At 72.3% G+C, this 12,096-nt stretch carries 10 protein-coding genes; 1 reads left to right on the forward strand and 9 read right to left on the reverse strand.

Annotation, left to right across the window (positions count from 1 at the left end; genetic code table 11):
• Window positions 1–29: 29 nt before the first annotated feature.
• Window positions 30–455, forward strand: coding sequence for an ATP-binding protein (locus ACIF83_RS08135; protein WP_393470616.1), 426 nt, complete (start codon window positions 30–32; stop codon window positions 453–455).
• Here ACIF83_RS08135 and ACIF83_RS08140 read toward each other — a convergent pair.
• The 9 genes from ACIF83_RS08140 to ACIF83_RS08180 form a co-directional block, all read right to left on the reverse strand.
• Entirely contained in the window at window positions 395–1,621 is a 1,227-nt protein-coding gene (locus ACIF83_RS08140; RefSeq protein WP_399724530.1) for a PP2C family protein-serine/threonine phosphatase, read from the reverse strand. The genes ACIF83_RS08135 and ACIF83_RS08140 overlap by 61 nt on opposite strands.
• 98 nt (window positions 1,622–1,719) lie before the next feature.
• Complete coding sequence (locus ACIF83_RS08145) at window positions 1,720–2,478, reverse strand: IclR family transcriptional regulator (protein ID WP_393470610.1); 759 nt, start codon at window positions 2,476–2,478, stop codon at window positions 1,720–1,722.
• 42 nt (window positions 2,479–2,520) lie between these two features.
• The gene (locus tag ACIF83_RS08150) at window positions 2,521–3,090 is read right to left on the reverse strand and encodes a DUF6817 domain-containing protein (protein WP_399724533.1); all 570 of its coding nucleotides are present in this window, start codon (window positions 3,088–3,090) and stop codon (window positions 2,521–2,523) included.
• Window positions 3,091–3,188: 98 nt separating this feature from the next.
• Window positions 3,189–4,397 carry a sensor histidine kinase gene (locus ACIF83_RS08155; RefSeq protein ID WP_398137828.1) on the reverse strand — a complete coding sequence of 403 codons (1,209 nt, stop codon included), beginning with the start codon at window positions 4,395–4,397 and terminating at the stop codon, window positions 3,189–3,191.
• Window positions 4,394–6,139: a cation acetate symporter gene (locus ACIF83_RS08160; protein ID WP_399724536.1), complete on the reverse strand. Its 1,746-nt coding sequence runs from the start codon at window positions 6,137–6,139 to the stop codon at window positions 4,394–4,396. Before ACIF83_RS08160 ends, ACIF83_RS08155 begins: the two co-directional genes overlap by 4 nt.
• Window positions 6,136–6,477, reverse strand: coding sequence for a hypothetical protein (locus ACIF83_RS08165; protein WP_393470600.1), 342 nt, complete (start codon window positions 6,475–6,477; stop codon window positions 6,136–6,138). The genes ACIF83_RS08160 and ACIF83_RS08165 overlap by 4 nt, the downstream gene beginning before the upstream one ends.
• Before the next feature lie 114 nt (window positions 6,478–6,591).
• Window positions 6,592–7,359 (reverse strand): LytR/AlgR family response regulator transcription factor, encoded by a 768-nt coding sequence (locus tag ACIF83_RS08170; protein WP_393470597.1) that lies wholly within the window; start codon window positions 7,357–7,359, stop codon window positions 6,592–6,594.
• Window positions 7,360–7,404: 45 nt separating this feature from the next.
• Window positions 7,405–9,780, reverse strand: a complete 2,376-nt coding sequence (locus ACIF83_RS08175; protein ID WP_393470595.1) for a glycoside hydrolase family 65 protein — start codon at window positions 9,778–9,780, stop codon at window positions 7,405–7,407.
• A 109-nt stretch (window positions 9,781–9,889) separates the two neighbouring features.
• Complete coding sequence (locus ACIF83_RS08180) at window positions 9,890–12,079, reverse strand: RICIN domain-containing protein (RefSeq protein ID WP_398137824.1); 2,190 nt, start codon at window positions 12,077–12,079, stop codon at window positions 9,890–9,892.
• Window positions 12,080–12,096: the final 17 nt, after the last annotated feature.

Here is a 12,096-nt window from a genome sequence, read left to right on the forward strand (position 1 = left end):
CGACCGGCAGGGACACCCGAGGAGTGAACATGGCGGCCCAGCTCAACACGCTGCTGCGTGAGGCGTGCGAACACGTGTGTCCGCTGCCTCCGGTCACCGGCGCCGTCCCGGCCGTACGCCGCCGTGTGCGCGCCGTCCTCGCCGACTGGGACGTTTCCCCGGAGATCGTCGACGACGCTCTGCTGATGGTGTCCGAGCTGGTCACCAACGCGATCGTGCACGCCCTGCCCCCGGCCAGGCTCCGGCTGTCGTGGGTTCAGTCCGACGATCGCCGCACTCTGCGCGTCGAGGTCACCGACACCGGTCCCGCGCTTCTGGGCGGACGGTCCCGGGTCGGGATCGACCCGGACGAGCACGGCCGGGGCGAGGCGATCGTGCACGCCCTCGCGACGCGTCACGGCATACGCGTCGACGCCGGCGGGGTCACCCGCTGGGCCGACCTCGCCGCTGCCTGAGGCCCGTCCTCCGACCGGGACTGCGCGGGGACGGGTTCGGTCATGGTCCGCTTGCGCAGCAGCAGCAGCGCGGCGTCGTCGTGCAGCCGCCCACCCACGTGGGCCAGCAGTTCGTCATGGAGCGCGGTGAGCGTCCGCGCCGGCTCGTCGCACGCATGCCGGGCCACCCCTTCGGCCAGCGGGTAGAACTCGCGAGCGTGATCCCGGGCCTCGGTCACCCCGTCGGTGTAGAGCAGCAGCTGGTCTCCGTCGGCGAAGGGCAGGACCTGGAGGCGCGGGGCCTGACCCGACAGGGCGCGCAGCCCGAGCGGCGGAGCGGGATCGCCGGCCTCCACCGCCTCGACCTCTCCGGACGCGGAGATCATCAGCGGGGGCGCGTGTCCGCAGTTGACGACCTCCAGCCACCCCGTCCCCGGGTATCCGACGACCACGGCGGTCACGAAGTCGTCGGGGCCGAGATTGCGCGCCAGGCTCCGCTCGATCCGGCCGACGACTGCGAGCAGGTCGGGCTCGTCGTAGGCGGCCTCACGGAAGACACCGAGCACCAGTGCTGCGGTGCCCACCGCCGGCAGCCCCTTGCCGCGCACGTCGCCGACGATCAGCCTGATCCCGTGCGGGGTGGCCACCAGGGCGTAGAGATCCCCGCCTATCCGGGCCTCCGCCGCGGCTGCGCTGTAGCGGACGGCCACCTGGAACGGGCCGACGCTCTCCGGGACGGGCTGGAGGACAGCGTGCTGGGCGGCCTCCGCGACCGTGCGGACGGCCGCGAGGACTCGTTCCCGGCGGCCGCGCAGCGCGCTGGCCAGGGCACTCGCCGCGGTGACGGCCAGCAGGGCGGACAGGGCGGCCGCCAGTTCATGCTCGGGAACCCCGCCCCTGGTGCCCAGCACCGCGCCCAGCACCACGGCCAGGAGGCCGACGCAGAGCACCCCACACGGCCCGTTGGTGGTGGCGGCCAGCGCGGGTCCGGCCACCAGCAGCGGCAGACAGATCATCCCCGCGCCACCGGCCAGGTCGGCGACCACGATGACGGCGACGATCAGCACCGGCAGCACGTGCAGAACGGCGGCGAGCGGTCCGGTGGCACGCCGGTTGGCGTCCGCCCAGGGCAGGCCGGCTCGCTCGCTCGACAGCCGCATCGGCCAGTGGTGTCGCGCCTGGCTCATGTCAGTCCGAAGTCCTCGCCTTTACGGGGTACACATCCTGGAATATCCGGTCAATCCAGGAAACGGGCTGAACGTGGGCAGCCACAAGGCGTGGATTTTCAGATAGTGAGCGAGAGGCTCCTGGTCACACGGCTCGCGATCTGGAGCAGCCGGGACCGGATCTCCTGGAGCTGCGCATGCCGCTCCACCGGCATGGAGACGCCGAGCGAGCCGAGCGTGTCCCCGCAGTAGACGGGCACGGCGACGCACACCGTACCGAGTGCGTACTCCTCGAGGTCCGTGACGGCCGGTGCGAGGGGGGAGGTGTCGAGCCTGCGCAGCAGTTCCGGACGGCTGGTGACGGTCCGCGGCGTGAGATCGGGGAGGCGGTGCCGGGACAGGTATTCCCGGCGGCCGTCCTCGTCCAGTTCCCGCAGCACGGACTTGCCCAGCGCGGTGGCGTGTGCGGCGTCCTCGAACCCCACCCAGAGCTCCGCCCTGGGCGCGCGGGGGCCGTCGACGATCTCGGCGACCCTGATCTCTCCGTCCTCGTAGAAGGTGAGGTAGGCGGCGGTGACCAGCTCGTCCCGCAGCGCGGTGAGCGTCGGGCGGACGCGGGTGAGCAGCGCCTGCGTGTTGCCCGCCGAGTGCAGCGACGTCAGCTTCTCGCCCAGGACGAAGACACCGTCGTCGAGTTTGCGCAGGTATCCGTCGTGGACCAGGGTGCGCAGCAGGTGGTAGGTCGTGGCCAGGGGCAGCCCGGTCTCACGTGCCAGCTGTTTCGCCGGCGCGCCGTTCTCGTGCGCGCTCACCGCCTCCAGCAGCCGGAAGGCTCGCTGTACGGACGTGATGAGCGTCGGGCCGTCCTGAGCGCCCATACGAACAGACTGCGTCGGGCGCCCGGCACAGGCAAGCAGGGATCAGACTCCGGGCACGGCCAGGACCGTGCGGCAGTCGAGCCAGGCGTCGGCGCTGAGCAGGTCCTGGAGCCGGGTGAAGAGGGCGAGGAGGTCGGGGCCCCACCGGTCGCGGAAGGCGGGGTCGATGCGGGCGAGGTCGAGTTCGTTCGCGGCCGACAGTTCGGCGAAGTCCCGGCGCAGCTGCGGCTCCGGAACCCGGGAGAGGCCGGTGAAGCGGTCGTGGAAGGGGGCGTCGGGCCGGGCGAGGTCCGGGTAGGTGGCCTTCCGGTCGCAGGAGGCGTACGCGTAGACGATCTCCTCGGCCTCGGCGCCGATCACCGCCGCGAGGTCCGTACGGCGGTCCACGGGCAGCAGCCCGGTGGGAAAGCCGTCGGTGCCGTAGAACGCGTGGCAGAGCCCGGCGATCTGGAGGGCGGGGCGGGCCTGCCAGAGGGCGAGCCGGTCCTGGACGCGCCCCAGGTGCGCGAGGAGGGTGCCGCCGGGGTGCGGCATGCCTTCCGCCCCCAGCTCGCGCAGCAGGGCCACGGCCCGGTCGGCGGCAGGGAAGGAGGGCTCGGTGTTCGTGTCCATGCGTTCTTTCTCCGTCGGGCCGTCGAGGTCATGTCGTCGAGGTCATGTCGTCGCATGCATGTCGTCGCGTTCATGTCGTCGGGGTCAGCTCGTCGCGTTCATGTCGTCGGGTGTGCCGGACGGACGCCGGAGCGGAACTTCGGGACGCGTACGGTGATCTTCGTACCGGCCCCGACGCCGGTCTCGATCACCAGGCCGTGCGCGTCGCCGTACACCTGGCGCAGTCGCATGTCCACGTTGCTCAGGCCGATGCCGGCGGACGGGCCGCCCCTGCCGCGCAGGATCTCGCGCAGGCGCTGCGGGTCCATGCCGACGCCGTTGTCCTCGATGACGACCCGGGCCTCGGTGCCCTCGTCCTCCGCGATGATCGTGATGCGGCTGCGGTCGACGGACTCCTCCAGACCGTGTTTGAGCGCGTTCTCGACGAGGGGTTGCAGGCAGAGGAAGGGCAGGGTGACCGGCAGCACCTCGGGGGCGATCCGCAGGGTCACCTCCAGGCGCCTGCCGAAGCGGGCGCGGGCGAGTTCGAGGTACTGCTCGATGGAGCGCAGCTCCTCCGCGAGGGTGGTGAAGTCGCCGCCCCGGCGGAAGGAGTAGCGGGTGAAGTCGGCGAACTCCAGGAGGAGTTCGCGGGCCCGCTCGGGGTCGGTACGGACGAACGAGGCGATGCTCGCCAGGGAGTTGTAGATGAAGTGCGGGGAGATCTGGGCGCGCAGGGCCCGGATCTCCGCCTCGATCACGCCCGAGCGGGCCCGGTCCAGGTCGACGAGTTCGAGCTGGACGGATACCCAGCGGGCCACTTCCTCGGCGGCCCGGGCGATCACGGCGGACTGCTGGTCGCCGAACGCGGCGAGCGCGCCGGAGGTCCGGCCGTCGACGGTGAGCGGTGCCACGACCCCCCGCCGGACAGGGCAGGAGTCGTCGTCGCAGGACAGTGCGAAGGTCTGGGTACGGCCGGTGCGCAGGGCGTGGGCGAGGTGCGCCTCGGCCTCGTCGCGGTGGTGGTCGCCGACGCCGTCCCAGGCCAGCACGGACTCCTCGTCGGTGAGGGCGAGGGCGACCGTGCCGAGCAGGGGGCGCAGCCGCCGGGCCGCCTTGCGGGCGGTGTCCGGGGTGAGGCCCGCGCGCAGGGGCGGTGCGGCGAGCGATGCGGTGTGCAGGGTGTGGAAGGTGGCCCGTTCGACGGGGGTGCCGGGACCGGCCGGGTTCTCCTGCTGCCGACGGGCGCCGGCATGACCGAGGGCGGCGCCGAGCGCGAACAGGGCGAGCGCGGCGAGGGCCAGGGCGACGGTGCCGAGTGCGCTCACGGGCGCCCCTGGGTGTCGAGCAGGGCGGGCCTCCCGGTGAGTGTCTCGGGCAGATGGAGCCGGGCCATCGTGGCGGCGGCGCTCGCCGGGACACGGTCACGGGTGGCCAGGGAGATCAGCACCATCGCGGCGAACCCCACCGGCACCGACCAGACGGCGGGCCAGGCCAGCAGGGTGTGCAGCCGGCCGGATCGGGCGCCGCCCGCGATGGTCACCGTCACCGCGGTGAGCGCCGAGCCGCCGCCGAGGAGCAGTCCGGCGACGGCTCCGGGCGGGGTGAGGCCGCGCCACCAGATGCCGAGGAGCAGCAGCGGGCAGAACGCGGAAGCGGACACGGCGAAGGCCAGGCCGACCGCGTCGGCCACGGGCAGGTCGCTGACGACGGTGTTGGCGGCGGTGGGTACGGCGATCGCCGGCAGTGTCGCCAGCCGGAAGTGCCGGATGCCGAGGGTCGGCAGCACGTCCTGGGCGAGGACGCCGGCGACGGACATGGTGAGGCCGGAGACGGTGGACAGGAACGCCGCGCAGGCGCCGCCCGCGACGAGGGCGCCGAGCAGGTCGCCGCCGACCCCGCCGATCAGCCGTTGCGGCAGCACGAGGACGGCCGCGTCGGTGTCGCCGGTGAGCAGCAGGTCGGGCGCGTAGAGGCGGCCGAGCACCCCGTAGAGCGGGATCAGCAGGTAGAAGGCGCCGAGCAGGCCGAGTACGACGACGGTGGTGCGGCGGGCGGCGCGGCCGTCGGGGTTGGTGTAGAAGCGCACGACGACGTGCGGCAGGCCCATGGTGCCGAGGAACGTGGCGAGGATCAGCCCGTAGGTGGCGTACAGGCCCCGCTGTTCACGGCCGGCCGAGGGCGGGTTCGCCCAGCTCGACGGGGCCGCCGGGGCAACGTCTGCGTCGGGCAGGGGCACACGGGCGCCGGGCGGGAAGCGCAGGGTGGTGTCGGCGCCGATCCGGTGGGGGCCCGCGTCGAGGGTGAGCCGGTCGCCGTCCAGGGGCCGTCCGTCGACGGTTCCGGTCACGGTGATCCGTACCGGCTCGTGGACGGTGAGGGTCAGCGCACTGTCGAAGCGCACCGGGGTGGAGCGCTGGAAGACGGGCCGTTCGTCCCAGGACGGGGCCGGGGTGTGGTCCGCGCGCCAGGCGAGCAGCAGGAACACGGCGGGCACCAGCAGGGCGGTGAGTTTCAGCCAGTACTGGAACGCCTGGACGAAGGTGATGCTGCGCATGCCTCCGGCGGCCACCGCCACGGTGACCACGGCGGCGACGACCAGGCCCCCGAACCAGCTGGGCGCGCCGGTGAGCAGCCGCAGGGTCAGTCCGGCGCCGCGCAGCTGGGGCAGCAGATAGAGCCAGCCGACGCCGACGACGAGCACGCTCGCGATCCGCCGGACGGCCCGGGACTCCAGCCGTGCCTCGGCGAAGTCGGGCAGGGTGTAGGCACCGGAGCGACGCAGCGGGGCGGCGACGAAGGCCAGCAGGACCAGGAATCCGGCCGTGTAGCCGATCGGGAACCACAGCATGTCGACGCCCTGGGCGAGGACCAGTCCGGCGACCCCGAGGAAGGAGGCGGCGGACAGGTACTCGCCGCTGACGGCGAACGCGTTGAGCCGGGGCGGCACGCTGCGCGAGGCGACGTAGAAGTCCGAGGTGGTCCGGGAGATCCGCAGACCCAGCGCGCCGACGAGCACCGTGGCCAGGACCACGGCCGTCACGCCGGCGATGGAGTACGTCTGGTTCAACGCGCGGTCACGTCATCTTCGTTGCGCTCGGCACGGCGGACGTACCAGGCGCCCGTGCACAGCAGGGCGGGATACGGCGCCACGCCCAGGACGAGCCAGACGCCCGGCCAGGTGTCGGCGGGCGGAAGCAGCCGCAGCAGTACGGGGAGCAGGCCCAGCGAGGCCGCGAGCAGAAGGGTGGCGGTGAGCGCCGCCCTGATCTGACGGCGTATCAATGACCTTACTTCCGAGTCGTCGTCGGCCCGGGCCGCTGCGGGGCGGGGCCGGGGCAGGCCGGCGTGGTCGGAGCTGGGCCGTCCGGTGACCACTTCCCTGCGCGGGACGGATTCCGCACCCATGACGCACTCCCCGACGCCGCGGTGATCACCTTGTTGCGGCGAGTGTACGCAGCGCGCCATCGGTGAGGTAGACGCCGGACGAGGTTCGCACACGCTCGCCACGGCCGGCCGCGGTCACCGCGGTCTGCCCACCGCGCCCTGGGCCTGCCGCGCCAGCAGGTCCCGCAGTTCCCGGGCGTTGCGGCGGCTCACGGCGAGGATCCGGTCGCCGACGCGGACGGTCAGGTTGCCGCCGTCCAGGCGCAGTTCCTCGATGCGGCCCAGGGCGACCAGGCGGCTGCGGTGGATGCGGACGAATCCGCGGGAGCGCCACTGCTCCTCCAGCGTGGTCAGCGGGATCCGCACCAGGTGACTGCCGTGCGGGGTGTGCAGGCGTGCGTAGTCGCCCTGCGCCTCGACGTAGGTGATGTCGGCGATGGAGACGAAGCGTGTCACCCCGCCCAGTTCCACGGGCACCTGGTCGCCGAGCGCGCCCGCCGGGCCCTGCACCGCCCGGGTCAGCTCGGCGACGCGCCGTACGGCCTCCGCGAAGCGCTCCTTGCGCAGGGGCTTGAGGAGATAGTCCACGGCCTTGAGGTCGAACGCCCTGAGCGCGAAGTCCTCGTGGGCGGTGACGAAGACGATCAGCGGCGGCGCGGCGAAGCCGCCGAGCAGGTCCGCCAGGTCGAGGCCGCTGAGGCCGGGCATGTTGATGTCGAGGAAGACGACGTCGACGGCCTCGGCGCCGTCCGGCCCGGCCTCCCTGGCCCGTTCGAGCAGGCGCAGGGCCTCGGTGGCGTCCAGCGCGGGCAGGACGGTGCCGATCCGTGGGTCACCGCCCAGCAGGTACAGCAGCTCCTCCAGGGCGGGTTCCTCGTCGTCCACCGCAAGTGCCCGAAGCATCTCCCGCATCTCCTCGTCTCCGCTTCCCTGCGAACACCCGGAGTGTCACTCCGGCAGCCGCATGCGTACCCTCTCCCCCGGACCGACGCGCACCACACGGTCCGGGAGCCGGATGTCGATGGGTGTGGGCCCCGAGGCCTTCGGCATGGCGGCCTCCAGCTGGCCGGAGCGCAGCCGCAGCCGTACGCCCCAGTGGCCCTGGTAGCGCAACGAGAAGCCGTAGGAGGAGAGTTCCGGGAGCGGGACCGGGTCGAGCCAGAGTTCGCTGTCGCGGGTCTCCAGGCCGGTGAGGCAGCGCTGGACGAGGTCGAGGGTGCCGGCCATGGCACCGAGGTGGATGCCCTCGCCGGTGGTGCCGCCCTGGACGTCGGCGATGTCGCCGCGCAGCGCCTCCTGGACGAAGGACCAGGCGTCCGCGCGGCGGGCGCGGGCCAGGATCCAGCCGTGGACCAGGCCGCTGAGGGTGGAGCCGTGCGTGGTGCGGTGCAGGTAGTGATCGACCGTCGCGGCCCAGGTGTCCTCGTCGAGGCGGTGGCCCAACCGGGCGAAGAGGGAGCGGAGTTCGGCCGGTGAGAACAGGTAGCCGAGCATCAGGACGTCGGCCTGTTTGGACGCCTTGTAGCGGTTGACGGTGTCGCCCTCCGCCTCCAGGATCCGGTCCAGGCGCCGGATGTCGCCGTACCGCTCGCGGTAGCCGTGCCAGTCCAGTTCGGCGAGGTCGCCGTATCCCTCGAACTGGCTGATCACGCCGTCGTGGAAGGGCACGTGGAGGGTGCGGGAGACCTCCTCCCAGCGGGCGAGTTCGCCCTCCTCCAGGCCGGTGCGCTCGACGAGTTCGCGGCGGCGCGGCTCGGGCAGGGTGCGCAGCAGGTCCAGGGTGCGGGTGAGGACCCAGGCGGCGGTGACGTTGGTGTACGCGTTGTCGTCCAGGCCGGGTTCGGGTGCGCCGGGGTAGGCGTCGTGGTACTCGTCGGGGCCGACCACGCCCCGGATGCGGTGCCGGCCGAGGTGTTCGTCGTAGGTGGCCGAGTCGGCCCAGAAGCGGGCGATCTCCAGGAGCGTCTCGGCGCCCTCGGTGTGCAGGAAGTCCAGGTCGCCGCTGGCCTCGCAGTACTGCCACACGTTGTACGCCACGGCCGAGCCGACGTGCCGCTGCAGCCGGGAGTGGTCGGGCAGCCAGCGCCCGGAGCGGGGGTTGAGGTGCAGCTCCTGGGTCTCCTCGCGGCCGTCGCTGCCGCTCTGCCACGGGTACAGCGCACCGCGCAGGCCGGCCTCGCGTGCCAAGTGCCGGGCCGCGTCCAGACGGCGGTGGCGGTAGTGGAGCAGGGCGCGGGAGACCTCGGGCAGATGCAGGTTGAGGTAGGGCAGGACGAACAGCTCGTCCCAGAAGACGTGCCCCCGGTACGCCTCGCCGTGCAGTCCGCGTGCGGGCACGCCGACGTCGAGGTCGGCCGTGTGCGGCGAGAGGGTCTGCAGCACGTGGAAGAGGTGCAGGCGCAGGATGCGGCCGGGATCTCCCGGTACGTCGAGTTCGGCCCGCCGCCACAGCTGCTCCCAGGCCGTGAGGTGCGAGGTGAGCAGCTCGTCGAAGCCGGGCGCGTCCGCGACCCGGTCGAGGGCCGCGCACAGCGGGTCGCTGATGGCGGGGTCGTGTGAGGTGTGCAGGGCGACGGTCTTGTCCACGGTGACCGTACGTCCGGGCTCCAGGGACAGCCGCAGGCGCTGTACGGCCCGCTCCGTCTCGTGGGCGTCCGACACCGGCACGTCGGCGACCAGCCGGGAGGCGAGCCCGATGGCGGTGTCCGAGGTACGGGTGTGGCAGCGCAGCCACATCGTGCCGGGCGCGGCCGCGCTGCCCGTCTCGACGCGGGTGAGGTGGCGCCCGTCCAGGTCCCGGTAGCGGGCCACCCCGCAGTTGGTGACGCTCCCGTCGAGCGCAACCTCGACGTCCAGCTCGGCGGTGCGGCCCTCGGCGGTGAGGTCGGTGCGCAGGGCGGCGAGGTGCGGGTCGGCCATGTGGACGAGGCGGAGCTGCCGGACGAGGAGCGTGCCGTCGGCGCCGAGCCGGTAGCGGGTACGGCGCTCCAGTACGCCCGGGTCCAGATGCAGGACCTGCTGGTGTGCGGCGACCGGGGCGGTGTCGGGGGTGAGCCAGTCGCCCCCGGCGGGGCGGAAGCGGAGCGGCAGCCAGTTGGGCAGGTTGACCATGTCCTCGTTCTGGACCCGGCGCCCGGCGATCTCGGAGGTGAGCCGGTTGTAGCAGCCGGCCGCGTAGGTGCCCGGGTAGTGCACGGCGTCCGCGGCGCACTCGGGCAGCGCACCGCGGGTGGCGAAGTAGCCGTTGCCCAGGGTGCACAGGGACTCCCGCAGGCGTTCCTCCGCGGGGTCGTAGCCGTCGTACTCCCACAGCAGACCCGTCACCGAAGCGGTCCTTCCGTCCTCCTCGGTCCAGTCTGCCTCGGTGTCGGGAGATCGGCCTGCGGAGGGGGTGCGACGGGCGAGGTCCCCCGGTCCTCGCCCGTCGCACCGGTCAGGGGTAGCTGACGAGGTCGGCCACGTTGGTGGTGGAGTTGGAGGGTCCTCCCGTGTTGTTGACGACGTGGCTGATGGTGCCGGTGCCGCCGAGGGAGACGGTCACCATGCTGGTGAAGCGGACGCCGGAGGTGTTCGGTGCCTCGATGGCGTGCGCGGCGGTGACGGAGGGGTTGACGTTGAAGTAGCAGTAGCTGCCGAGGCCGTAGGCCTGGTGGCTGGTGACGGAGTCGGCGACCTTGTAGGCGGCGTAGCCCTGGGTGGAGCCGTTCATCCAGGCCGCCTGGTTCGGCGGGTCGTACGGCATCTCGTTCTGGAAGAAGTAGGTGCGGCCGCCGTTGCCGTTCCAGAGCACCTGGTACTTCTGGAAGTGCTCGACGAACAGCCCGTACATGGTCACGTCGTCGCCGTTGACCACGAGCCCGGTGTCGGCGGTGTTGCTGGTCCAGCCGACGCCGCTGCCGTGGTCGGCGCGCCAGATCCACATGTGGTCGCCGATGACGTTGTCGCTGTTGACGACGATGCTGGTGGCAGCCTTGCCGACGCCCGCGCCGCCGACGCGGACGTAGACGTCGTGCAGGGAGGTCGGGTCGGCCGCGTGGGAGGCGGTGGAGCCGGTCGGCCCGACCTCGAGCAGGGTCTTCGAGCTGGTGGTGCCGGCGTCGAAGAGCAGGCCCGCGATCTTCACGCCGTCGACGTCGGCGACGGTCATCGCGGTGATGCCGTTGTCCGGGACGAAGGTGGCGAGACCCAGGCCGAGGACCACGGTGTCGGGGCGGGTCACCTTCAGGGTCTGGTCCAGGTGGTAGACGCCCGGGGTGACCAGGAGGTTCTTGCCCGCGGCGAGCGCGGAGTTGATCTGGGAGGCGGTCGCGCCCGGCTTGACCACGTAGAAGGTGTCCAGGGACAGCGAGCTGCCCGAGGGGTTGCCGCCGGCCCAGCTGGTGGCCGTCGAGTTGGACCGCACCGACGGTACGAACACCTGGTAGGTGCCGTTGCCGTCGACGTACAGGAACGGCTTCTCCCGGGTGACCGGGCTCTGCGCGACCGTCGTGTACGGAGGACGGGGGAAGCTGGTGGACGGTACGCCCTGGCTGCCGACGAAGACCATGTTCCAGTTGGCGCCGGTCCAGCTGCCCAGCTGGGAGTTTCGGGTCAGCCACTGCTGCTGGGTGCCGGAGTTGACCTGTCCGTCGACCTTGCTGTCGGCGAGGTAGCCGCCGCTGGACCAGCCGCCGTCGTCCAGGGCCAGGTTGCCCCGCAGGTGCATCCGCCGGTACGGCGCCGCCTGCGAGACCGCCCAACGGTCGCTGCCGCCGCCGGGGTTGACCGACAGGTTCTCGGCGCCGCGCCAGAAGTTCTGTGTGGCGTTGCCCTGGAACCAGTCCGCCTCCGCGTGCACCGCGCCGTTGATGGAGACGGCGTCGGGGGTGAGGCCGAGGCCCAGCACCTGGGTGTAGAAGCCGACGTTGACGTCCGCGCTGTAGGCGCCGGGCTTGAACAGCACGGCGTAGCGCTGGGAGCCGAACTGGTTGGTCTCCTGCTGCTTGAAGATGGTGTCCAGCTTGCTCTGGATGGCCGAGGACGACATCGACGGGTCGAAGACGACGACGTTCGGGCCGAGGTCCGGGTTGCTGGTGGACTGGGTCACCGGGACCACCTGGAAGCGCTGGGCGGCGGTGCCGTTGCACGTGTACTGCACGAACTGCACGCTGTCCGCGAGTGAGGCGCCCGGGTCGTCCAGGCACTTGCCGCTGCCCCGGTTGACGAAGTGGAAGGCACCGCCGCCGTCGTCCACCGGCAGCCACTGCTGGTTGGCGCCGCCGCCGTAACTCCACAGGTGCACCTGGGCGTTGTCGGCGGTGGAGAGATCGGCGACGTCCACGACCTGGCCCGTGTTGTTGCCGTTGCCGATACGGACGTAGCCGTCGCTGGTCGCGGTGAAGCTCCACTGCTGTGCGGTGGTGCTGTTGCAGGTGTACTGCTGCACGACGGTGCCGTTGGCGGTGCCGGCCGCCTTGGCGTCCAGGCACTTGCCGCTCGCGGCATTGACGACGGTGGCGAGACCGGCGGGCAGGGCGGCGGCGGAGGTCACGGCGCGCGCCGGTGCGACGGTGAGCAGGGACGCGGCGGCCACGGCGACCAGCGCGCCGGCCGTCGATCTGCGACGGCGGGTGAGGGGAAGCACGGGTTCTCCTAGCGGAC

This window comes from Streptomyces sp. NPDC085866, from assembly GCF_044541035.1.
Taxonomy (GTDB): domain Bacteria; phylum Actinomycetota; class Actinomycetes; order Streptomycetales; family Streptomycetaceae; genus Streptomyces.